A 24,223-nucleotide genomic window follows, 5' to 3' on the forward strand; every position below is an offset into this window, starting at 1 on the left:
AACAGTGTTCCCTGTCCTTTTCACATAGACAAATCCGCGATTTGTCCATGGATGGGGACAGACCCGGGTCTGTCCCCTACAATTTTACGCCTTAACGTCGCGCTTTTGGAACACGGTAAACGTGATGGCGAGCATCACCATGGTATAAACCGCAAGTACAGTGATAGAGAAAGGCAGCGTTAACTCTTGAATAAACTGATTTTGTCCATCGATTAATACGCTAAGATCCATGTTGGCAAATAGGGTGTAGATGATCCATTCTTTATCCTGCAGCAGCATAATAACTAGGTCACCGGCAAACATCGTAAACATGGCCACCCCAATGGCTACAGAGTTGCTCATGAACAGAGTAGAAATCATGAACGACAACGCAACAAGAACGGTTAGCTCAATAAATTCTAAGCCGATGTTGGCAAATACATATTCCACGATCAGCTTTTCTTTGATCTGGCCGCCTTCACTCTGCACGATATACGTTTGGTCGATCCCGCCAAATCCGTATGCCAGCCCACCTACTAGCCATGTCGAAACAATAACAACGAGCCACATGGCAAACGCAAATCCTAATGTGGCTATCAGTTTAGATAAAAGGATCTTCCATCTGCTGTACGGCCGAATGAGCAGCATCTTTATCGTTCCTTTTGAAAACTCACTAGAGACGATGTCACCTGCAACTACGATGACAAATAATCCAATCAGAAACGAAATCGGTGCCATGTCTTTCATATACTGCCAAGTCGTTTTTTCGTAAGGTGAGATATTATTTTCAATCGCATATTCGTTTTGCTTAATATTCGATTCGAGCATCTCAATAAAGAATTCATCGCCGTCTTCTTTTTTCGTGTCTTCTAAGGCTTTTTTATCTGCTTCAATGTTTGCTGTCAGCTCTTGCTTCCAATTCTCATGTGCCGTTTCATCAGTCGCTACTTTATCGTATACCGCAACACCAATAATAATGAGAATGGGGATGAGGATGAAGAACCATGTACGCAAACGGCTAAAGATTTTTATCCACTCATTTGTTAACAGGGATAGCCACTTCATTCACATTGCCCCCTTTCTTTGTCATCTCAAGGAATCGCTCCTCGAGTGTTTTTGTTTTCCGTTGTATGCCAACAACTAGAATACCTGCAAGAACAAGCTGTCTGTTCAAATCCGCAATCGTCTTATTGTCAGCCGTTTCTACGACAAGCTCGTTTCCAATTATCTCTAACACTAGACTGGTGTCGCCGTCGCTCAGAACTTGCTTAGCCTGATGAACATCACCGTCAATGTGAAAATGAACTTTCACGTCTTTTTCTTCATCATGGTTCGTAATTTCATCAATTCGTACCATTTTACCATTTTGAATAATAGCCACTCTGTCACACATCATCTGCATTTCTGCAAGCATGTGAGAAGACACGACTACCGATGTTCCGTTGTTGGCAAGTAAACGCAAATAGTTCCGGAGGTCATAGATTCCTTGAGGATCCAGCCCATTCGTCGGTTCATCGAGAATTAATACATTCGGTTTATGTAAAAGGGCTTGGGCTACGCCTAGACGCTGTCTCATCCCTAGCGAATACGTTTTAACCTTATCATGAATGGCATATTCAAGATCAACTAGTTTGATTACTTCATCTATTCTTTCTTGGGTTACGTCAGGCATGATTCGTGCGTATTGCATCAAGTTTTTATAACCGGTCATATAATCGTATAGCTGGGGATTTTCAACGATTGCACCGACTCGTTCCATTGCTGTCTCATAGTTTTGACGAACGTTAACATTGTTCACTAAAACCTCGCCATCGGTAATGGAAATCAGCCCGACAATCATTCGAATGGTCGTCGTTTTACCCGCTCCATTTGGACCAAGCAGACCAAATATTTCACCTTCTCTAACCGAAAAAGACAACCCGTCAACAATCGTCTTGCCTTTGATTCGTTTTGTTACATTTTTAAGTTCTAACGTATGTGTCGTCATAGTTCCTCCTATCCTTTTTCTCATTCTATAATCCTTTTTTACTATACAAGCTACTACGAATGATGTAGATAACAAGTTTCACAAAAATTGTAAATCATTCTCAATTATTGCCTACTTTTTTTAGAAAATGATTTTTTAGGAACAATGCCTCATTCTCGTTATCGCAAAGTTCTTTTCCTTTTAAAATGATTTTATTCCGTTACAATAGTATCTAAAACGCTTTTACCTCTTAGGAAAGAAGATGACCACATGAAACCGTACCGAACGTATGTGATCTTATTTTTTGTCATGATTGCGTGGGGATTGAACGTAACCGCAACCAAGATTCTCGTTACTAATTTTTTACCCATTACCATTACAGGTATTCGCGTATTAACGGCTGGGTTAACGGTTTTTCTGCTTTTATTTCTTATTAAAAAAGTTCGCTGGCTTACAAGAAAAGAGTTTAGGTACGTCTTTATTGCTTCCCTTTTTAACGTTGTCGCACATCACTATTATTTATCGATCGGCTTAACCGGTACGACCGCAACGAATGGCGGGTTAATTATGGGAATGTCTCCCTTGCTCACGACCATTCTCGCTATTCTGTTCATTGGCACACCGTTAACGTGGCTACGTACCGTCGGTTTGTTTTTAGGGTTTACTGGCGTTACGTTCATCGTACTTGAAGGCAGTGATGTAGCCGGCATTTCATTTGGGGATGCTTATATTCTTTTATCGGTCATCACGCAAGCCGTGAGCTTTATTTTAATAAAACGAGTTGCACACACACTCGATCCCCGCTTGATGACCGGCTATATGATGGTGATCGGTTCGTTATTTTTGATCGTAATCGGTTTGATTGAAGAACCGACAGGGTTTTCTGGTGTACTTTCCAATTCTACCATTTCTTTATGGCTGATTTTCTTTGCATCTGCCTGTATGGCTACTGCCGTAGGACACATGCTGTATAACGAAGCGATGGGAAAAATCGGAGCATCGGAAGCGTCGATCTTCATTAACTTGAATCCGTTCTTTGCGTTAGTGGGAGCATCATTATTTTTAAATGAAAAGATTTTGTTTCAGCACGTACTAGGTTTTTTCCTGATCATAACAGGTGTCCTGCTAGGTTCAGGTGCAATCGATGAGATGCGAAACAGAAAATTACGCAAAAAAGAAGCTGCATGATTTTTTCATATTAAAAAAAAGAAAAAAATATTCTGCCTTATTCATCTAGCGTGCAGTGCAGGTTTGTGTAACAAGAAATTCCTAATTTTTGGCGAGGAGAGAAAGATCGTGACTTTGAGATTAGAGAAAATGAATGCGGAAGAATTCCAACGTTATCTAAGCTTTGCAATTAAGACCTTTGCCGACGAGCAGATTACGTCTGGAAATTGGGAGCCACAAGAGGCAATAAGGAATGCAAAAAAAGAATTTGAAAAGTTGTTGCCTGAAGGACAAAATACAGAAAATCATAACCTATTTATCATTCGTGTTGGAGACAAAGAAGTTGGTGTCATTTGGCTGGCTACAAAAACAGATGAAAAAGGATTTATTTATGACATTACGATTTGGGATGAATACCAAGGCAAAGGTTACGGTAAAAAGACTATGAAGGAAATTGAAACCTTTGCTAAAGAAAACGGAATAAAAAGTATAGGACTACACGTTTTTGGTCAAAACAAAGTAGCACGAGACTTATATGAAAAGTTAGGATATAAAGAGACAAATATCAAAATGGAAAAAACACTATAAGTCACACTAGGGGTTAGGTAAAGTTGGAACAAAGATTCCACTTAAAGTAACGGGTACAAGCGTAAAGCACTGCAAAAATGCAGTGCTTTTTTATATGCTAATTTTATATGCGATTTACGATGTTTGTTTTCTTTTACCCTAAATACTTGTGATAAAGGGTCTTCGCTTCTGACGTGCTCTTCGTCCCATGCACCAATGCGCGTCCATCTTTAAAAAGAACCAATCGATGTGATTTTCCTTGAAAAGAGAGCAAATACGCATTTCGATGGATCGTTCCATGCGGGGTCAGTGCTTTTTCCACTTGTTCGAGATCGAATTCTTTACCCGACGCCGGACGGATTTGCACCGTATCCCGTCCACATAAAACCGCAGCCTTTAACTCAGAAGCTTTTTCTAAGTATGGATACGACGGATGTTTGCCGCATGAAGGGCAATCTTCCTTTTTTGCTTTCTCCATCCCTAGCACCATCTGTTGATTCTCCCATAGATCAAACGTCACAATCTTACGTCTGACCGCTTGCTCATCTTCAACTAGAATTTTCAACGCCTCAACCGTTTGATAGGCGGCAACCATTTGTACGGCAGGTGAGATGATTCCCGCTGTGTCACACGTTTGCCCGTTAGCCGGTATCTTTTCTAATAAACAGTTCAGACATGGTCCTTGTCCCGGAATCATCGTATAGCTGATTCCATAGCTTCCCACACAAGCGCCATAAATCCAGGGAACCATGTATTTTTGAGCCAGGTCGTTAATCAATAGCCTCGTTTCAAAGTTATCCGTGGCGTCCATGATCAGATCGATATCCGAGATCAGCTCTTCTGCTTCCTCAATCCCCATATCCATCACGTGTGCTTCGATTTCCACTTCAGCATTGATTTGCTGAAGTCTGTTTTTTGCTGCGACTACTTTTGGCAGCTGGTTTTTCACATCTTCTTCTGTGTACAGCTGCTGTCGCTGAAGGTTTGTCCAGTCAACATAGTCTCGGTCGACGATCACGATTTTTTTTACGCCTGCCCGAGTGAGGGCTTCAGCATTCGCCGCACCGAGCGCACCAGCACCAATAATCAGCACGCTCTTCTGGCGTATTTTTACTTGCCCCTCTATCCCGATTGGGGTAAATAGTTCTTGTCTCGAATATCTTTCATTCAATTTACACTCAACCCTTCTAAAGGACTGCTGGCGGTTGCCGTTTCTTTTTTCGGGATCCTGCCGGCTTCAAATCCTAACTGACCGGCTTCTACGGCCATCTTCATCGCTAGAGCCATTTTCACAGGATCCTTTGCTCCAGCAACAGCCGTATTCAGCAGAACACCATCGGCTCCTAATTCCATCGCGATCATGGCATCAGAAGGCGTACCGATTCCTGCATCTACGATAACCGGAACAGCCGCTTGCTCAATAATAAATTTTAAATACAGAGGATTCATGATTCCTTGCCCTGAACCGATCGGTGAGGCTGCTGGCATGATCGCATGCGCACCAAGCTCTTCTAGACGTCGTGCGAGCACCACATCATCTGAAGTGTATGGCAGGACAATGAATCCTTCTTTCAAAAGTTCTTCTGTTGCTTTTAACGTTTCTACAGGATCTGGCAGCAGCGTTTTATCACAGCCGATCACTTCTACTTTAACCATATCACATAATCCTGAAGCTTTAGCGAGTTTTGCAATGCGCACCGCTTCTTTCGCTGTTTTCGCTCCAGCTGTATTAGGCAGCAGTGTGTATTTTTTTAAATCAAGCATCTCTAAAAAATTGGGCTGACTGGCTTCGAAAATGTTCATTCGTCGTACTGCAAACGTCAAAATTTCAGAGCCTGAAGCGTCTACCGCTTTTTTCTGTGTTTCAAAATCCGGGTATTTGCCTGTTCCTAAAAGAAGCCGTGATGAAAACGAATAAGATCCGATTTTTAACATATTATCCTCCTCCAACGAAACGCACGAGTTCAATCTTGTCATTCTCTTTAATCGCCGTCTCGTCTTGTTTATGATTTGATATAATTTCGTCGTTGATCTCTGCAATTACCGTTTGGTTCTGCAGTTCCAGGTGGTTCAGTAAATCCGTAATCGTCTGAAGAGATTTTGGCACTTCAAGCACTTCTCCATTAATTTGAAGCTTCACTCACATACGCCTGCCTTTCTTTTGCAATGATTTGTTCCGTCATCATCATTCCTGTAAGGGGAGAAAGCAAGATCCCATTCCGATAATGTCCTACTGCAACAAAGAGCCTCTCATATTCTTCATGGTTTCCAATAAAAGGCTCACCTCTTTTCGTTTGAGGACGTATCCCGCTCCACGCTCTTTCAAACTCTGCGTCTATCAAACTCGGAACAATTGTTTTTGCCACTTTCATCAGTTGAAAAATTCCATTATAAGAGACATTTTGTTGAAATGAATGCGGAATCGTCGTTGCTCCTATAATGAGCCGGTTGTCTTTTTTCGGCACAAGATAACAATTTCTATAGTTAACCGTCCCTTTTAACAGGGGTTTTTCGGTGGTAAATGATAGACACTCTCCCTTCATGGGAATCATTTCGAGATCCGGATCTAGTTCACCGCTCCACACTCCTCCAGCTATAATCGTGTTGTGAGCATGTATCGTTTCACTCTCGGTCACCACACCTGTCACTTCACTTTGGTTTTTGATAAATGAAACGACCTTCGTTTGTTCACGGATTTCTGCACCACGATTTTGGGCAGACATCATAAATGCTTCTGTCAGCTTTTGGGGTGAAACTTGGCTGTCTCGTTGGAAAAAAAGGGCACCACGAACACGATCTGAGAGTGCTGGTTCTTTTTTTAGCAGCTCATGTTTATTGAGCCAAAACGCGTCTTCTTCGTTTTCACGTTTTTGCAGAGACGTTACTTCCTCTTCATGAAACGCAAGCTCATAGATGCCTTCTTCAATCAGCTCAATATCGATTTGGCTTTCGTTGTATAATTCTTGTGCTAACATCTGGAACATATCCCGGCTCTTTATGGCAAGTGGATAAAGTGAATGATCAGCTGTAAACTCCATTTGTGCGCCAAGCATCCCCGCCGCCGCACCAGATGCTCCACAAGCAATACGCTCTTTTTCCAACAAAATCACTTTTTTATTCTTTTTCGCGAGATGATAGGCAATGGAACAGCCGATTACCCCGCCTCCGATGATAGCCGCATCATATATATGCTTCATCCCACACCTCCAGATGATTTCGATATTCAATAACAGACTGCAAGGGGGATTGCGCTTCCAATATGCCAGACATTACAGCAATACCAGAGGCTCCTGCCCTCATGACATCACACACATTTGCAGGTTGTATCCCGCCGATCGCGATAACCGGAAGCGTCGTTTGAGAAGTGACGTCGTTAAGCTTTTCTAATCCTTTTGGCTCTATGCCCCGTTTAGAAGAAGTCGAAAAAACATGACCGTAAAGAAGGTAGCTCGCACCATGTTGTTCGCTATCTATCGCTTCTGTAACGGAATGAATGGAGCAGCCGATTGTTAGATCAGGAAATGCCGTTTTTACTAGAGAGAGGTCAAGGCTGTGATGAGCAAGCTGAACCCCTCTCGTTCCTGAGCATATCGCGACATCTACTCGGTCATTGACAATTAGCTTCCTTAGAGGTACACCCGCTTTTGTCAGTTGCTCCATCAAACAAACAAGCTCTTTCGCTGTTTTTGATTTTTCACGAACATGAAGAGCCGATATATACGGGTGGATCTCTCTCATGATGTTGATAAGTACACGATCAGGCTGTTTACCTGTAGACACGACATGAAGCTGTTTACGTATGTTCACACTAAAAAAACCACCTCCTTTGTAAAGAAAGAGGTGGTTTTATCGAAATCTATAGATTAGCAGTTTCGGATCAACACACCACTTCCCTACGTTGGTTCTAACCAAATCAGGTTCTAAGGGTCTTAAAGTACACTCTAATCTCAGCCTTTAACAGGCTCCCCTAGTGGTAACGAATATTTTGTTTTCTATGATTCTATTTTAACGAAAAATAATTCAGTAAACAAATATTAATTATTTCTTATGTTTTATAAAGACCTGCTGTTTCCCACTCGCGTTTCCAGCTAAATCTGCTGCACTAACTAAGATAAAGTCATGATTTTTTTGTTTTTGGATTTCAGAATGAAAATGGCCATTTTCGTCTGCATGAACAGATGCAAGAACCATTCCTTTGCTATCCACTATGGTGACAAATGCACTTGGTTCAGTTGTTCCTGAAACACTGACCTTCGTCACTTCAGTTACTATAGGACGTTCTGGGGCAGTACGGTCAACAACAGTAACCCTAGTTTTTTCACTTTTATTACCTGCTTCATCAACAGCCAGTACTTCTATTAGTGTGCCGGCTGTTTGAGCTGGAATTTCAATTGAAAAAGTTCCAGTCTCAGTAGTATTTCCCTCTGCTAACACTTCTCCATTAACATATGCAACGATTGCAGCCATCGGTTCTGCAGTTCCTTGTATAAGGTTAGAACTGTCACTTACTTCATCCACTTCCGGTGCAGCAGGTGCTGTTCTGTCATTATTAATAAATAGTTTTCCAAAGGTTGCAGGGTAATCTTCAGCAGCATAAGCATATACCGCTTCATTTCCAGCTAAGTCTACCATCCTTATCTGCTGGATGAGCCACTCACCATGTTCTGCATCTTCAGAAACTGGTATGGTAATATGCATCAATCCACTCTCATCCAAATAATCACTATTCCCCATCAAGCTTTGTTTACCTGAAGGACTAACAAGTTTGACTTCCACAAATGCTGGGACTGTTTCAGCATCTTCTCCATAAACGGTTAAAGCAGCCTCTTCATTTGCTTTAACTTCTGATTTCTGAAAAACGACCTTGTTTACTTTTGGTGCCGTTTGGTCAAAATTTTCGTTTTCAACTATAAATGTCCCAAAGGTTTCTGGATAATTCTCAGCAGAATAGGTTATATCGGCTGTATTGCCTGCAAAGTCTCTTCCTATAATTTTCTCAACCCTCCACTCACCTGATTCCGTATAAGGAGGGACATGGAACTCTCCTATCCAACTACCCTCTTCATTAAGGTACAAATATGTGCTTGTCGTTCCCTTACCACTTGGACTTTTTAGATAGATCTCAATGTTTTCAATGCCGCTGTTATCGTCCGTTGCATTTACTCTTACTACATTCGTACCTCCTGAAGTCATGATCTCTTTGTCAAACGTAGCACTATGAACTTCTGGAGCACTCACATCTTCGTTATCATTTATCACTTCAAACGTACCGAATTCTGGTGGATACTCTTCTTCATAAAATTGATGATCTACATTGCCCGCAACATCTTCTACATAAACATTCCATACTTTAAACGTTGCATGTTTCATATACGAAGGCACTAACACTGATCCTGTCCACAATCCGTTTTCGTTTTTATAGATACCATGTATAAATAGGGTTTGTCCTAGTGTGTTTTTCAACCCAACAGATACATAATTGATCCCTGAAAGATCGTCTTCTGCTTCCATAATAATTGTGTTTTCTTGTCCAGCTTGAACGCTTTCATTCACGAACTGAATAGTTGAAACCGTTGGGGCTGTATAGTCCGGATTCTTATTAAGAACCTGTATCTTGCCAAACGCTTCTGGGTAATTTTCTTCTGCAAAAGCATCCCAGTAAGATTGATTTCCTGCAGCGTCACCTGCATAAATCCAGCTTACTTGCCATTCACCCTGATCCGTAAATTGCGGCACCCACCAAGTTGCTTCAAAGGTGCCATTTTCAGTTTTTACAAAATCTGTTACTTGACCAGATCCTCGTCCTGATGTGTTGTACAGACCGAGTGTCACCCACTCTACTCCTGTATCATCACTTGCAGAAACAGTAATCTTTGTAAAATCACCTGCTTGTACTTGCTCTTTTTCAAACGTTATCGCATTCACACTAGGTGCAGTTACATCTGCTTCTTTTATTTCATTTAATATTGTAAAATCGTATTTTTCCGGCTGTTCAATGTTTTCTCGTGTAAACAAACTGCTGTTGTAGCTATCATCATATAGATAAATGCTTTGGAGTTCCCATGTACCCACTTCATCAAAAGAGGAAGCCGTAAATTTGCCTGTCCAATGATCAGGACCATTTAAAACGATTTCTTGAGTTTCTCCTTGTGGAGACTTATAGGTTAGGCGTGCCTCCAGCATAAAATAGGCAGAGTCTGGTGCATAAAGGTCAAATAAAACGGGTTCGTTAATCGCCGCTTCTTTCGGACTAACTGACAAACTTTCATATCTCGGAAAATCTTCGTTCGCAAAACTAGTTAAAGGAAAGCTGCCAACTACGAGTGTTACCAATAAAAACAATAAACTTAATTTCCTTTTCAACCTGTCTTCTCCCCAATCCATTCATATCATTGCTTCATTATCATACAATATGTAATGGGAAAATAAAGTTATATTTTGATAATTTTAGAAAAATAGGGCTAGATTACTAAAATTTTTCACTTACCCATAAAAAAGATGCTGCGATTATTGATAGCAGCATCTTCATCTTTTCCATTCATTACTTCACAACAACAGGTACGCGAGCGGTGTTGCGAGAATCAGTGCTAACACCGTACGCTGGAACCAAATCCATACAAGTTTTGGCAAGCTGATCGGAATTTCTGTTGAGAGGACACAAGGTATGCTCGCTGAGAAAAAGAGGATAGAAGCAACCGACACGACGCCGATTACAAATTTCGTAACGAGTGCCGCTTCAGCAACAAGCAATGCCGGCAGGAACATTTCAGCAATACCGATTGATGCGGCTTTCGCTGCAAGCATCGCATCTGGAAGCTGCAGCGCCCACGTGATCGGATAGAACACATACCCGATCCAATCAAATACAGGTGTATACTCCGCTAACAGCAGTCCAATAAGTCCTACACTCATAATGGAAGGCAAGATGCTCATCGCCATTACAAACCCGTCTTTTAAATTGGACCAGACGTTTTGGAAAAAAGCTGGAGCATTTGCCGATGATCTCATAGCTCCATCCCACGCGTTTTGAAGAATTTTTTCATTCACCACTTCTTCCGGCTTTCCTTCCCCGGTTGCATACGTATTTTCCATGCTGCTCAAAGGCCTGATCCTTACTGTGATAGCGGTTACAAGAAAGGTTACGGCAAGTGTCGACCAGAAGTACGTGTTCCACATTTCCATGAGTCCAAGCGTATTCGCTACAACAATCATGAACGTTGCCGATACCGTGGAGAAGCCTGTGGCGATTACAGCTGCTTCTTTTACCGTATATTTCCCTTCTTTAAAAACGCGGTTTGTGATGAGCAGCCCAATTGAATAACTGCCGACAAAAGAGGCCACAGCATCTACTGCAGATCTTCCAGATGTTTTCCAGATCGGCCTCATGATTTTTTGTACAAGCACTCCTATGAATTCCATGAGTCCATAACCAACGATAAAGGCTAAGAAAACAGCTCCGATCGGCACAAGCAAGCCTACAGGAACGACCAATTTTTCGAATAAAAACGGCCCCATGTTCGGATCACTCAACCAGCTCGGACCCCATTCAAAATAAAGAAGGACAGCGGCGATCAGACCAGCTACTTTTAACAGAGAGAACGTGGTAGTTACCTTATCTCTGTTCCACGTCTTCGTATAGAACGGATAAATCGCTCCTAAAAGGATAACGAGCAAGGCATACAATGGGACCGCATCTCCCGCTGTATCTCTCACCCATGTAACGAGGTGATCAAGCGGAATGGACGACTTGCCGTTTACCGAAATCGGAATGAAGAACATGAAAATGCCGACTGCGCTGAATAATAGAAATTTTAAAGAATGAGACCATGAATCAGCAGTTTTTTTCATTTCATTCTACTCCCCTTCATCTGTGATAAGCCTGTTGTGACAGGCTCTCTATACATCATATCGGGACAAAGTACGAATTATGCCGACTCCTGCTTGTACCTTTTAAAATTAATCATTCACCACCGGTTTTACGGTACGTGTTCTTATAACTGTTACACAAATGCTCATAGAAACGCGATATTCGCTCATAGACAGCCAAGATATGCTCATAAAAACGCGGTGTTTGCTCATAGAAACGCAGTATGTGCTCATAAGAATCCTATATCCGCTCATAGACACCCATTTCCGTTATCAAAACCTAGAACAAAACAAAAAAAGATGCCTCACCCCATCGTGAGACACCCTTTTGTATCAGTTTTTGTGAATAGTCATGACAATATCCTTCGTATTCTTCCCAATCGCCCCGCCATCGTTCTTAAAAATTGCGGTCTTGTTCTTTTCCGACGGTTCAATGTGAATATTTAACTTGTTCTCACCATTCTTCAAGTTCACGGTATGCGAGAACGTCATATCGTCGTTGATCGTGACTGCTTCACCATTAATCGTCATGACGCCTTCTTTGATCGCAGTTCCTTTAAGCGTAATCGTGTCAGATGTTACGGATTGGCCATCACTGTGAGATGTCACAACAACAGGCATGTCGATCCAGCGAAGAATTTTATCTTGAACGACCATCTCGTTGCCGCCTTGATTCGTGACGACAAAGCTAAGATCTGTTCCAGGTGCACCATAGCCGTAGTAGCTCACGTCATCATCGTTCGGGTTGCCCGGCGTATGATCAGACAGACCCTCTTGATCCCACGAGCTGTTCTTCGCGTACTTGTATGTGATAACTTCGCCTTCTTGCGCTTCAAATGAGTATTCGTAATCATTCGTTACCGCGCCGCCTCGCGTCATCTTCCAGGCACTCGTGTTCCAGCCGTTCTTGCTTCCAGGTATCGTGATGTCTGCTCCTTGTGGTGTGTATGCTGGTGCGTTCACTTTCATGGTTACTTTTACCATAACAAGGTCAGGAGTGACACTCACGGTGTTCGACTTTACGCTGTTACCGGCCTTGTCATAAATATGGACTTCATAGGAGTACGTTTTACCGTTCGTGACGTTTATGTCTTTGTAAGTGGTGGTGTTCGTATCCAGCACTTGATCGATCACTTCACCGTCACGGACGATCGTGAACAAATAAGGATCGTTCGCACTCTCTACCGACCACGTTAAGTTCACTTGCCCAGATTCTTGGGCTGGTTCTTGCAACGTTACGGATGCAGCAGGAGCCGTCGTGTCGTCACCTTTCGTGAAGGTTACAGCATTTGTTTCACTCGTTACCCATGTTCTGCCTAGATCGGTCGAGAACGCGTAGCGGTATTCGTACGTACCTTCCGTAAACGGCAGGAATGATGAGCTGAACTGGTTAAATGAACCGTTCTGCTCGGTGTAGCTTGCTTTTTGTGAGGTCCACGTGCTCTTTCCTGGTTCCTTCACTTGAAGCTCAGCTTTCAATCCTTCTGCTACGTCACTTTCTGTTTCATTTTCTATAAAAATATCAGCTGTAACGGTCTGCGTTTTCGAAAGGTCAATCACCCCGTCTTGCAGCTTTGTTACGTTGGCAATTTCATAGTTTCCGTCTTTTAACGCCACATGCGGAATCAGCGCTTTGCTCTCTGTTTTAACAGATTCGTTGTTGTTTTTATCGATAGCCACAACAGCAAAATAATACTTGCGACCATTATCAAGACCATCGATCACAATTGAATCTTCTTTCGTCTCTGCTACTTTTTCATAAAAAGCGCCAGAGATCGTCGTTTGATAGACAGCATAACTTTTCGCGTCTCCATCCCATGATAACGAAACGGAATGGCTTCCTTCCTTCGTCTCCAAGTCTTCCACAGATTCCGGACGCTTCAACTTTTGTCCTTTGTCTGAAATCAGCATTCTTCCGCTCATTGCAGGAATAGTTATTGTCAGTTTTCCATCTTTAACAGTCGTTTTGTATTTTTTGTTCAGCTGATCAGTCAGCTTTACGTTGTTTACGATCAGCTTCTTAACATCCAGCTCAATGGTTTTCTCTTCCATACCACGGTTTGTCACAACTAGTGCTGCGTTCTTCTTATCAGTACGCGTGTAAGCCAGCACATCTTTTTCAGCGTAAAGATGCTCGAGGTCACCATAACTGAACAGCTTATGATAATCATTTCGCACTTTACCGATCTCTTGATAGTGCTTCACAAGCTCTTTATCTTCAGAGCCCCATGGGTATGTTCTGCGGTCATCCGGATCTTTAGAGCCTGTTACGCCAGCTTCGTCTCCGTAATAAACCGTCGGTGCGCCTGTATACCCCATCTGTAAAATCGCCGCAAGCTTCAATCGCTTAACGCCTAGTTCATGGTCGTATTTCGGATCTAACTCTGCACGCTCAAACGAATCTGTTCCGTTACCAAGAACAAATGCTGCACGAGGGGTATCATGTGAGCCCATCAAATTCATCAATGCGTAGAACGCTTCTTCTGGATAATCTTCAAAAACAGCATTCAGCTGATTTTCCGCACCCTTTGCATTGCCGTTCTTTAAGTAGTCAATCATCGCGCCGCGGAAACGGTAGTTCATAACAGAGTCATACAGATCGCCAAGGAAGTATTCAGACGCATCATCCCAGATTTCGCCAAGGATAAGCGGATCGTCCTTTTTGCCTTCTTTTAACTCGTTACGGAACTCTCTCCAAAACTCGGTATCTACTTCATTTGCAACGTCTAAGCGCCAGCCTGATGCACCGCGGTTAAGCCACGATTTCGCAGCAGAGTCCTTATCGTACATAATGTAATCAGCAAACTTTTTGTTGTTAAGTTCAGAATCATAGTCTACCGCTTCACCTGGAATGGATTTGATCTCAGGAAGTGAATCAAAGCCCCACCATGCCTGATATTTATAGACTCCGTTCACTTTCTCGTTATTGATGTTAAACCAATTATGAAAGCCGTATGTGCTGAACTTCTGGCCTTCCTTTATGAGCTTTTCTTCGGTTTGCTTTTTCGCTTCTTCTTCTGTTAAGCCTTGTTCGTTCATAAGGTCGTAGATGCTAGACCAATATTCGTACGCACCCACTGATTCGTATTTGCCATAACGGTCAAAATAGATCGAGTCATCACCAACGTGGTTGAACACCCCGTCTAAGATCAGGTGCATCTTGCGTTTTTTTAGTTCTTTTGTAAAAGCCTTAAATTCTTCAGGTGTTCCAAACATCGGATCGATCGCTTTAAAATCCGTTGCATCGTACTTGTGGTTGGATGCAGCATGGGCAATCGGGTTTAAATAAAGCGTGTTTACGCCAAGAGATTGAATGTAGTCGAGCTTTTTTTGTATTCCTTTAACATCACCGCCAAAAAAGTCGTTTGACCAGATCGCGTCGCCATCGTATCCTTCTGTTTCAGCTAAACGCGGATTGTCCGGAAGCTCGCTCCAATCTTGGTGTTCGATCGGTTCTGTACCGCGTGCTGTTGTTTTGTCGTCATCGTTTTTCTTGTTGCCGTTAAAAAAGCGGTCCGGAAAAATTTGATAGACAACGGATTCTTTCATCCAGTCTGGCGTTTTGTACGATGGATCATAGACAGTCATTTGGAAAAGACCGGCATTCGTGTCAGCCGTCACACCTGTTCCGCCTTCCCCTGTGTCTTCACCATACTCTTTTACCGTCTCGCCATCACGTGCTGAGAACTTGTATCCGTATACGCCTTTTTCCTCTGGCGTTACAATGGCTTCCCAAAGCTCGACCTCTTCACCATTCACGATCGTCCAGCCTGCGTTCTCCATATCTTTAACCGTTGTGCTGCCAGAATTGTAGTTTCTAAGATATAGTTTTGCACCTGTCAGATCACCTTTTTTTGATTGCAGGCGGAGAGTTACAGGTTGACCCGCTTTGATTGCTCCAAACGGTGCACGATAAGTTTCATCCCACGTATTATGGAAAAGCTTGTCCCCGTTCACACTATCATCAGGCAAGCCTGCATCATAATTCGTGTACACTTCTTTTGTGTCATGGTTATAAAAGAACGTAATCTCTGCTTCTTTTACAACGTTAAGTACGAAATTGTTACCAGGGTATGCAGGAGCATCCCAGTTGTTTCCGAGCACGATCTTGAACTCGTGCTTTCCTTTTGGCACTTGTGCTGTGTAGGTGTAAATATTATCAAGATCCTCGTCTTGTAAAAGAGCCGTTGATTCACCAGGTGACCATTCGCCTCCTGCTCCAATATCAGGCTGAATATCCCCAACAATACGAGGTGTTTGTTCTTTTGGAAGTGCTTCTGGAATCGTTATCTTATGCGTCGTATCATCATACACAAACGTCACCTCTTTTTCGGATTCTACGGTCAGCTTGTAATTGTCACCGCCCGCTTTTCCGTCCACTCCATAGTTCTCTACCCAAGAACCATTGATGGCAACCTTGTATTCGTAATTCCCTGCAGGTAACGTACCCGTAAGCTTATACTTTCCGTTCGGCTGCTTTTCCATGTTGGTTGCCGAATCAGCTGGATTCCAGTCGCCTGATCCTCCTAGTTCATTCTGTAGATTCCCAACCAGTGTAACCGTACGTTCTTCTGCTTTAGTGGTGGTTGGTTGTATGAGTAGTGCTGATGCAAACGTTTGCAAAATCATCGTGATAAGTAATAGCCATGAAACCGCGTTACGTGAATTCTTTTTCCTCACAAAAAATCCCCTCTCCCGTTAATCGTTTACGAAAGCGTTTGCGCAACTCCATAAAAAGACAGCGCTTTCATTACTATGATTATGTCATATTTTCCTTAATTGGAAAATACCCCATTCGTCTGAGTCATGGATTAATGAATAGGCACAATGACTCATTTAGTAGATACATTGTCCTTAGTTTTACATGTAACCCTAGTGCCAAAATAGGAAAACTGTTACTTGTTCGACATTTTTTTACACGCTATATTTAGGAAGAATAATACATGGAACTTAAAAGGATAAAGGCAAAGTTGCGGAAACGCAGCGACGCAAAGCTAAAGGGGCTTCTACATTTCTGTAATGCCAGCCAGCTGCCGTTTTTTCGGAGCACACTCCGCCAAACGGCCAGAGTGTGTTTTTCTTTATTGTTTAAATTCCAATCTTTAAGGAAGAAAGGGAGAATGAAAGTGAAGAAGATCTTAAGTTCATTATTAGCACTAGGACTCACAACAACCTCATTTGGACCGGCTGCATTCGCAAACACAGGCGGCTCGACACCTGTGGAGATACCGGTTGAGGAAGCACAAACAGAAGCACCGATTGAAACGACATCACCAGAGGAACCAACACCTTCCGAGAATAATGCTGAAGAGCCTCCAGCTGAAGAAGAAATTCCAAATCTTGTTCCAGGTGATTTCTTTTATTTTATAAAAATAATGATGGAAAACATCCAGCTTGCCATGGCAACTGACGACTATGAAGAAGCGAAGCTATTAGCAGAATTTGCTGCAGAGCGCATTAAAGAAGCAAACATTCTTTTACAAGAAGGCAAAGTGGAAGAAGCTACTAAGCTTTTAGAAGAAGCCATCGCCAAGCAAGAGAAAGCTGTTGAAAAAGAAGAAGCTGCTGAGGAAGAAAAACCGACTGAAGAGGTAACGGAAGAAGAAGCAAACGAAGAAGCACCAACGGAAGAGACAACAGATGAAACAGTTGTGGATGAAGAAGCTGCTGACGAAGAAGCAGGAGAAGAAGAGGAAGACGATTCATTTTCAGAGCTAGAAAAGAAATTCTTTCAAAACATCATTGCGTTGATGGCTGCACTAGAAAAAATCGAAAACCCAGAAGCTCAAGAAGCATTGGCTAAAAACATTGCCAAGGCATTTGGAAAACTAGAAAAGAAGATAGCTAAGCATGAGATGAAACAAAACGAAGAAGATGATGAGTCAGAAGAAGAAGAAGAAGAAGAAGAAAAACCGGAAACAGATGATTCTGAGGAATCTGACGGTGAAGAATCAAGTGATGATACAGAAGATATGGACGAAGACACAACGACAACAGTGGTTGCGCCTGTAAAAGAAAAGAAAGAAAAAGAAAAAACAACAACTTCACTTCCGAAAAAAGAGCAACCTAAGAAAGAACAGCCTAAAAAAGAGGAAGTAAGAAACGTACAACAACCGAAAGAAGAAGTAAAAAAAGAGCAGCCTAAGAAGGAACAAGCTAAAAAAGAACAACCTAAAAAAGAACAGCGTAAAGATGAAAAACGTCATGAAGACCGCGATGATGATGATCGTGATGAAGACGACGATGAAGACGATGACGATGACAAGGATAGAGATTAATCAAACTGCATTTATCAAATAAAACAAAAAAACTCGTCGTTTTTGACGAGTTTTTTTGTTGGTTCTTCTTTACTGCTTATGAGCTTTGTAGCGCTTAGGCAATTTTAAATCATGATCCTCCATCACTTCACGCAATCTGTCCGGGTAATCGGTGATGAGTCCATCTATTCCATTATCTATAAGCTTGTGCATGGTTGGTTTATCGTTAACCGTCCAAGGAATTACTTTCATGCCATGGTTATGTGCTTTTTGGACCATCATTTTCGTCACATAAGGCTCGTAGTTTTCGTCGGTCACTTTTCCGTTCTGTGGAAAACCGTGCACAGGAGAGATAGCGTCCGCACCAAATGAATGAGCTGCCGCAACGAGATCGCCTCCAAAGTCATCAATGTCAATCCCGCCAAGCCAAGGTGAAGCTCCAGGCTGATTGGGCTGTAAAAACTGCGGTCCGTTAGTCAGTGCGACGATAGGCAACCTCGGCTCAACTTCACGCATGCGCATCAATGCTCCCCAATCAAAGCTTTGAATAGATACACGATCTAACATACCCGCTTGACGAACCTCACTGGCTACGATTTGGACAAACTCTTCACGAGGAGCCGTCTCTTCTGGTGCACCGGCCTCTACTTTTGTTTCTATATTCATCCATACTTTGTTCGCACGATACTGTTTTACAAGATCAAACACCTCACTCAATAGCGGCATGCGAGAGCCGGAGCTCATCTGTTGTTCAGGAAATTGAGGCAACGTTTGAGAGCCACAATCAAGAGTACGCACTTGTGCAAGCGTGAGGTCTTTTATGTACTTGCCAACATAAGGATACTCCGGGTCTTCCGCTGTGATGGGACCTGTATCCTGACACTTTGCTGACGAAATCTTGCGGTCATGCGTAACAACAGCCTGGTGATCCTCCGTGATCTGCACGTCCAACTCAAGTGTATGAACACCCACTTCAAGTGCGCGCGAAAACGATGCAATCGTAGATTCAACCGTAAGTCCAAGGCCACCTCGATGCGCCTGCAGATCAAAGGTTTTCGGTCCATAACCTTTGTTAGTTGATTTTAATTCTTCGCTGTCTGCAGCTGTTGCTGTTTGCACGGCTGGGATACTTACCATCATGCCTGCAATTGCCGCTACGATAATTGTTTTTTTCATCCTGTCATCTCCTCTTTGATGTTTTACTTTTAAAAGTATAGAGAGATAATGTGAACCCCTGTTAACAAGATTAATAAGAATTCATAAAGAAAACGGATAACATGGCCTTCGTTCAGTCCATAAAAATACCGGGTCCTCTCTGATAGGTAGAGGCCCGGTCTTTGTTCTATCTTATTCAGCTGACTCTTCAGTTGATTCCTCTTCTGTAGAAGTTTCTTCTTCCTTATTTTCAGTTTCTTCCGTGTTTGTTTCTTCTGTGTTCGTGTCTTCCGCGTTGTTACATGCAGTGATTAACATAATTGCCAAAAGAGATGCTCCGATTTTCGCCATCATTGTTTTAGTCATCTTCCTATTGCTCCCTTCGGATTTTCATTATGATTTTTTTTGCATGAGTGCGGGATTTGTCTGTCCCTGTTAAAGAATATATCATGAAAAAAATCCGAAAAGTCGCAATTTACCAAGTCCTAACCATTACTTTACATTTCCTATATCTTCTTTATATACGCTTAATAAAAGGAGAGGTTTTTGTTATTTAATGACATCATAATGCAATACATATTGAGGTCCAACCGGGCCAGGTTTGATCTGTCCCCGGTCTTCAAAGCCCGCTTTTTCGTAAAGCTGCTTAGCTGGCTCATTTTTAAAATTGACAGCAAGGATGAGCTCGTTAATTTCAGGAAAATGAGTTGTGACGAATTGCGGGACTTGCATCATCGCATTCTTTGCATATCCTTTTCCCTGCTCTTGGTGATTGATGGATAAAGCACGGATGACCATCGCTTTTTCGTTTGAAGTGAAATCTTTGATGTTCTCTCCTTTATGTAAAACGAAGAAACCGACTGTTCTTCCAGATGCTGTAATTACAATCGGATACCGTTCACGGTCTTCTTCACATAGTTTTAATGCCTTCTCTGGGTGTTGTGTAAACTTTTCCTGATTGTCTGGTAAATGAAACAAAATCAGTTCTTTCATATGTTTTTCTTCAAAAAAAGATAGCGTAACATTTGTCATCATTTTATGTCCTCGATTTCTAAAAATAATCTGCTAGGAGATCTTTTGTTTCTTTTAACCAAGTCTGTGCCATCAGCAGGTTTCCTTTTTTGTTCATATGTACCCCATCTGTTGTTAATGTCATTTCTGGGTAACTTTTAAGATGCTCCATAAAAACGTCATGAGTCGGCACAACCCATGCTCCACATTCGTTTGCTAATTTACGGACTGTCTCCACATAGGGAATGAGCATTTGGTTTCCTTTTGACTCAGGATTCTCTTCTATTATGGTTGGTTCCATAAGTACAACTTTTACAGAATTGTTCTGTGTCAGCTGTGACAACAAATCACGGTAGATCTGCTCAAATTTCTCAACGTCCACTTGATTCAGATCAGGACTGTCCAGCTGCCTCCACACGTCATTTATTCCGATAGAAATGGATACAAGGTCAGGCTCAAGATTGATAACATCACGCTCCCACCTAATGGCCAGGTCTGTTACACGGTGACCGTTCACACCTTTGTTAAGGATGTTGACGTTTTGGGAAAGTTCTTCTTTTATCATCCGAACGTAGCCATTTCCGAGTCTCTCGGGATCTGCATTCTTCCCTGAGGCCGTTATGCTGTCTCCAATAAAAATCATTTTCATGTGTGCATCCCTCCCTTTTTCTTCATTTTATCATGATGTTGAAAAAAGAATGAAATAAAGGATTCTCCAGCGTTATTTGGAATTAATAGTTAAAGATCCGTTTTACAGGAGGAAAAAATATGCTTGAAACTGTTGTTAATCGTCCGGCCACATTAGGTCAGACTGAGATGTTGCCCTCTTATCGCATGGATTTACGTCATTACAATCAACGTGAATATGAGAAATGGGTTAAAGTAAATACGGTAAAAGACTGGTCCCAAATATCTTGGAAAGACGTCGGTAAGCCGTACGAAGTTACTTCTTTTTCAAAAGAAAAAACAGAATGGGAAAAAGAGCATGGCGAGCCGCTTCCTGTTCACACCTCCTGGACGATGTTCAACCAATCCTTCCACGAGTGGTTTTCAAAAGACGTCCCCTCTGACATCCATGAAAAAAAGGGCGCATTTATTCATAGTTTAAAAAGCTTTAAGCCAGCTGAAGTAAAAGTGGCGTTGGGGGATTATTTGCGCATTCATTTATGGAATTACGTGCATCGTATTCAGGACGGCATCTGGGACCCTAGGGGAAAACGAGCGTTGTTTGAAGGATTAGATGTTCAAAAGCCACGAATTCTATTTTTAGGAGCGGCTGAAGGGTATGAAGCGATGCAGCTATCGGCGATGTATCCGGGCGGTGAAGTGGTCATGGTTGACTATGATCCGTTCTGCCGGGATGCGAGATTTGTTGAGTTTCCTGAATCGTATCCGTTTTTGGGGAAAAATCCAAGCACAGGCGGAGACAAAGTCTATCATAAAAATGATTTTAACATCTCTTATGTGGTGGACGATATTCGCAATCTCCCATTCGGCAACGAGTTTGATATTGTGCTAAGTGTCGGGCTGCTGGAACACTTTCCTGATTCAATAAAAGCAGAGGTTGTTGAATGGCACCGTAGATTTCTAAAACCTGGAGGCTATATCGTCATGACAACACCGCGTGCTCAGCTTCGTTCCAAACTGTACTATGAGATTATGGCAGACGTAATGAACCATACGTACCGAGAGTTAATGACGCTCGAGCAGATGGGACTTTATTTATATGAAAACGGCCTCGATATCATGAAGCACGGATATATTAAAGTGCACAACGGCATCGTGGCGAAAGCGAAATAAGTAAAACCAGGATGTTGTTCCGGGTTCTGTTACCTGTCACAAAATTTAATTTGTAAGCAAAATAGACCATCAAATTGTTCTTAAAAATGATGGTCTATTTTTATTGATTTACTGTTACTAATTTTTCGCTATAGAATTTGTATATCCATTTGTAGACTAACAGAAAACTTCTGTAAGCTCGCAAATTACAGCACAACGGTAGCTCTATTTTGACTAATTCCTTCACCAAATATGCCCTATTAAGCGAATGATCATTCTTGGTATAAACATTATGATGTTCCATACCACTTCATATATAAACTCAATTAGGGTATCTTTTAAAAAGCCATTTCTATTTCTTTTTTTATTCTTCATCTTCTAACTCCCAATTAATTCATTCATTAATCGTTGCTAACTATTTTGACTGGTACTAACACCTTCTTCTGCTAACCTGCGTAGTTAATTTAATAAAAAATTCAACAAAGAGAGGTGTATTTCCTTTAAAATAACTATGTTTATAAATCGCATATAAAAAGGAGCCAAATCGCCGGCATAGCAATTTGATCTACAAAACCAAGAACATTTATATATTCAGCAAAATTACTGTTAAGAATGCTAGTTAACGTTTTATGATAGGTATCCGAACCCGTTAATGTTTTCACATGATAAATCTAAAATAAGCTAAAACAAAAGCTTGAAATGGAGAATATCACCTATGCGGGATCCTCCATTTCAAGCTTTTATGATAATTGTGTGGGGTCAGTCCCCTTTTTTGTCGCCTAAAGCGAAGGTGATTTCGACTTCGCATGCGACTTGGCCATCCACAGTCGCGATCCCTTTCCCTTTTCCAATGGAACCGCGTACACGTGTCATCTCCACTTCAAGACGCAATTGATCTCCTGGTACGACCTGCTTTTTAAAACGGCAGTTGTCGATGCCAGCAAAGAAAGCGAGGCGTCCACGGTTTTCTTCTTTTTTAAGCATCGCAACGGCACCCACTTGTGCAAGAGCTTCTACGATTAAAACGCCTGGCATCACCGGGTACTCTGGAAAGTGCCCGTTAAAAAACTCTTCGTTTGCGGTTACATTCTTAATTCCTACTGCACGCTGTCCTTCATCTACTTCTAAGATTCGGTCAACCAGCAAGAACGGGTAGCGGTGGGGGATAATTTCTTTAATTTCTTCGATCGTTAACATAATCACATCACCTTTCCTGTCATCTCAACGTTTTCTTATTTTTATTATACGTGGTATTGTTACCTGGTACTAATTTATGCTCAAAAGAAAAACAATGACGATTTGTTTGGCTGCCATTGCTTTTATTATTATATCTTTACAAGTCTTTCTCGACAAGGTCGATAATGTGAGTCCATGTTTCTTTTTCAAAAACATTCATCGGTTTTCCGTCTCCGATCACACCATAGCCAACCATCGTACCGACAGCAAAACAAACCACGATCCCGCATATGAGCAGCAAAAGACGAAGCCATATCGGAAAGCTTCTTTTTGTTCCACGGTTGATCAGCTTTTTCTTCTCTTCCCGTGAAGATGCCTCGTGTTCCTTGTGACGCTGTTTTGCTGGTTTATTTTCTTTTTTATTCAACTCTTGCATATCATTCGTTGTCATACAAACCTACCTCATTTAGCGAAGCCCGTTTACTAACCCCATCATCTGGTCAGCAATGGTAAGAGAACGCGCGTTAAATTGATATGAACGTTGTGTTTGAATCAGTTCCGTCATCTCCGTTGAAATGTTTACATTGGATGATTCCAATGCTCCCTGCTGAACAAAGTTACCTGCTCCCGCTCCTATTTCTTCAATGAGCTGATTTAACGGAATGCCTTGTGGCGCCTGGAAATTTTGTCCGACTGCGAGCATCAGCTGCGGACGAACGATATTTACTACCGCAAGCTGTCCAGATTCAACAACCGCTCCATTATTTAACGTTACCGAAACTTGGCCATTTTGTCCAATGGTAATTTTGTTATGGTCACTTGGAATCGTAATCGGTCCAGCTGTGCCCATTACCCGGTTGCCAGCTGACGTTACAAGTTCCATCAGATCAGGATTACCCGCTGATGGTGACAAATAAAAGGCTCCATCCCGCGTATATTCCACGACTTCTTGTCCATTAGCATCTGTTGATTGTAACGAAAAGAACATTCCTGGTTCTGTAAGAGCTACATCCAGTAACCGTCCTGTCTGCTGCAGCGTTCCGGCTTCTAGACTCACTGCCGTCGAAGAAACGCGTGCCCCGCTCCCCATTCGAATGCCGTTCGGTGTCAGCCGGCCATCTTCTGTTGGATTTATTGCAGAACTCTCCATTTGTTGAAAAAGAAGATCGGCAAATTGCACTTCGCGTCGTTTGTAACCGTTCGTCGTGCTGTTCGCCATATTATTGGATATGGTATCAAGCTTCTGCTGCAGCTGCCCCATCGTTACGGCTGCTGAGATCATAGATTGGTTCATGTCTTT

21 protein-coding genes and 2 riboswitches are annotated in these 24,223 nt (G+C 42.2%); of the genes, 4 read left to right on the plus strand and 17 right to left on the minus strand.

What is annotated here, in order from left to right; all coding sequences use genetic code 11:
* Positions 1-84: 84 nt before the first annotated feature.
* Positions 85-1,044, minus strand: a complete 960-nt coding sequence (locus tag KUV80_RS11500) for an ABC transporter permease (protein WP_222462845.1) — start codon at positions 1,042-1,044, stop codon at positions 85-87.
* Positions 1,016-1,966, minus strand: a complete 951-nt coding sequence (locus tag KUV80_RS11505) for an ABC transporter ATP-binding protein (RefSeq protein ID WP_222462846.1) — start codon at positions 1,964-1,966, stop codon at positions 1,016-1,018. The genes KUV80_RS11500 and KUV80_RS11505 overlap by 29 nt, the downstream gene beginning before the upstream one ends.
* A gap of 249 nt (positions 1,967-2,215) precedes the next feature.
* Between KUV80_RS11505 and KUV80_RS11510 the strand changes: the two genes are divergently transcribed.
* Together KUV80_RS11510 and KUV80_RS11515 are read left to right on the plus strand one after the other, a co-directional pair.
* Complete coding sequence (locus KUV80_RS11510; protein ID WP_222462847.1) at positions 2,216-3,133, plus strand: DMT family transporter; 918 nt, start codon at positions 2,216-2,218, stop codon at positions 3,131-3,133.
* A gap of 108 nt (positions 3,134-3,241) precedes the next feature.
* Entirely contained in the window at positions 3,242-3,700 is a 459-nt protein-coding gene (locus tag KUV80_RS11515; protein WP_338083488.1) for a GNAT family N-acetyltransferase, read from the plus strand.
* Between the two features lie 133 nt (positions 3,701-3,833).
* Here KUV80_RS11515 and KUV80_RS11520 read toward each other — a convergent pair whose 3' ends face one another.
* From KUV80_RS11520 to KUV80_RS11555, 8 genes are all read right to left on the minus strand, one after another.
* On the minus strand, positions 3,834-4,850 hold the full coding sequence (locus tag KUV80_RS11520) for a MoeB/ThiF family adenylyltransferase (protein WP_222462849.1): 1,017 nt from the start codon (positions 4,848-4,850) through the stop codon (positions 3,834-3,836).
* Positions 4,847-5,614: a thiazole synthase gene (locus tag KUV80_RS11525; RefSeq protein ID WP_222462850.1), complete on the minus strand. Its 768-nt coding sequence runs from the start codon at positions 5,612-5,614 to the stop codon at positions 4,847-4,849. The genes KUV80_RS11520 and KUV80_RS11525 overlap by 4 nt, the downstream gene beginning before the upstream one ends.
* Position 5,615: 1 nt before the next feature.
* On the minus strand, positions 5,616-5,819 hold the full coding sequence (gene thiS / locus KUV80_RS11530) for a sulfur carrier protein ThiS (protein ID WP_222462851.1): 204 nt from the start codon (positions 5,817-5,819) through the stop codon (positions 5,616-5,618).
* On the minus strand, positions 5,803-6,876 hold the full coding sequence (thiO, locus tag KUV80_RS11535) for a glycine oxidase ThiO (protein ID WP_222462852.1): 1,074 nt from the start codon (positions 6,874-6,876) through the stop codon (positions 5,803-5,805). The genes thiS and thiO overlap by 17 nt, the downstream gene beginning before the upstream one ends.
* Positions 6,860-7,486: a thiazole tautomerase TenI gene (gene tenI / locus KUV80_RS11540; protein WP_338083489.1), complete on the minus strand. Its 627-nt coding sequence runs from the start codon at positions 7,484-7,486 to the stop codon at positions 6,860-6,862. Before tenI ends, thiO begins: the two co-directional genes overlap by 17 nt.
* Before the next feature lie 66 nt (positions 7,487-7,552).
* A riboswitch (TPP riboswitch) is annotated at positions 7,553-7,658 on the minus strand.
* 59 nt (positions 7,659-7,717) lie between these two features.
* The gene (locus KUV80_RS11545) at positions 7,718-10,042 is read right to left on the minus strand and encodes an Ig-like domain-containing protein (protein ID WP_222462853.1); all 2,325 of its coding nucleotides are present in this window, start codon (positions 10,040-10,042) and stop codon (positions 7,718-7,720) included.
* 183 nt (positions 10,043-10,225) lie between these two features.
* Complete coding sequence (locus tag KUV80_RS11550; protein WP_222462854.1) at positions 10,226-11,527, minus strand: YjiH family protein; 1,302 nt, start codon at positions 11,525-11,527, stop codon at positions 10,226-10,228.
* A 351-nt stretch (positions 11,528-11,878) separates the two neighbouring features.
* A complete protein-coding gene (locus KUV80_RS11555; protein ID WP_338083490.1) occupies positions 11,879-16,225 on the minus strand; it encodes an alpha-amylase family glycosyl hydrolase in 4,347 nt (1,448 codons plus the stop codon).
* A gap of 273 nt (positions 16,226-16,498) precedes the next feature.
* A riboswitch (cyclic di-GMP riboswitch) is annotated at positions 16,499-16,583 on the plus strand.
* An 88-nt stretch (positions 16,584-16,671) separates the two neighbouring features.
* Between KUV80_RS11555 and KUV80_RS11560 the strand changes: the two genes are divergently transcribed.
* Positions 16,672-17,823 carry a DUF5667 domain-containing protein gene (locus tag KUV80_RS11560; protein ID WP_222462855.1) on the plus strand — a complete coding sequence of 384 codons (1,152 nt, stop codon included), beginning with the start codon at positions 16,672-16,674 and terminating at the stop codon, positions 17,821-17,823.
* A gap of 69 nt (positions 17,824-17,892) precedes the next feature.
* On the opposite strand, the gene KUV80_RS11565 is transcribed toward KUV80_RS11560, so the two are convergent.
* The 4 genes from KUV80_RS11565 to KUV80_RS11580 all read right to left on the minus strand — a co-directional run bounded on the left by KUV80_RS11565 (position 17,893) and on the right by KUV80_RS11580 (position 20,617).
* Positions 17,893-18,978 carry a glycerophosphodiester phosphodiesterase gene (locus KUV80_RS11565; protein WP_222462856.1) on the minus strand — a complete coding sequence of 362 codons (1,086 nt, stop codon included), beginning with the start codon at positions 18,976-18,978 and terminating at the stop codon, positions 17,893-17,895.
* A gap of 171 nt (positions 18,979-19,149) precedes the next feature.
* The gene (locus KUV80_RS11570; RefSeq protein WP_222462857.1) at positions 19,150-19,323 is read right to left on the minus strand and encodes a hypothetical protein; all 174 of its coding nucleotides are present in this window, start codon (positions 19,321-19,323) and stop codon (positions 19,150-19,152) included.
* A gap of 183 nt (positions 19,324-19,506) precedes the next feature.
* Complete coding sequence (locus tag KUV80_RS11575; protein WP_246625165.1) at positions 19,507-19,989, minus strand: GNAT family N-acetyltransferase; 483 nt, start codon at positions 19,987-19,989, stop codon at positions 19,507-19,509.
* A gap of 19 nt (positions 19,990-20,008) precedes the next feature.
* Positions 20,009-20,617 (minus strand): SGNH/GDSL hydrolase family protein, encoded by a 609-nt coding sequence (locus KUV80_RS11580; protein ID WP_222462859.1) that lies wholly within the window; start codon positions 20,615-20,617, stop codon positions 20,009-20,011.
* A gap of 119 nt (positions 20,618-20,736) precedes the next feature.
* Here KUV80_RS11580 and KUV80_RS11585 point away from each other — a divergent pair, with 119 nt between their 5' ends.
* Complete coding sequence (locus tag KUV80_RS11585) at positions 20,737-21,768, plus strand: class I SAM-dependent methyltransferase (protein ID WP_222462860.1); 1,032 nt, start codon at positions 20,737-20,739, stop codon at positions 21,766-21,768.
* 738 nt (positions 21,769-22,506) lie between these two features.
* On the opposite strand, the gene fabZ is transcribed toward KUV80_RS11585, so the two are convergent.
* The 3 genes from fabZ to KUV80_RS11600 all read right to left on the minus strand — a co-directional run bounded on the left by fabZ (position 22,507) and on the right by KUV80_RS11600 (position 24,217).
* Positions 22,507-22,944, minus strand: coding sequence for a 3-hydroxyacyl-ACP dehydratase FabZ (gene fabZ, locus KUV80_RS11590; protein ID WP_222462861.1), 438 nt, complete (start codon positions 22,942-22,944; stop codon positions 22,507-22,509).
* A gap of 136 nt (positions 22,945-23,080) precedes the next feature.
* Positions 23,081-23,374, minus strand: a complete 294-nt coding sequence (locus KUV80_RS11595) for a DNA-directed RNA polymerase subunit beta (RefSeq protein WP_246625166.1) — start codon at positions 23,372-23,374, stop codon at positions 23,081-23,083.
* 15 nt (positions 23,375-23,389) lie between these two features.
* Positions 23,390-24,217: a flagellar hook-basal body protein gene (locus KUV80_RS11600; protein ID WP_222462862.1), complete on the minus strand. Its 828-nt coding sequence runs from the start codon at positions 24,215-24,217 to the stop codon at positions 23,390-23,392.
* Between the last annotated feature and the right edge of the window lie 6 nt (positions 24,218-24,223).

Origin of the sequence: Fictibacillus nanhaiensis, from assembly GCF_019801215.1 — a bacterium.
Lineage (GTDB): Bacteria > Bacillota > Bacilli > Bacillales > Fictibacillaceae > Fictibacillus > Fictibacillus nanhaiensis_C.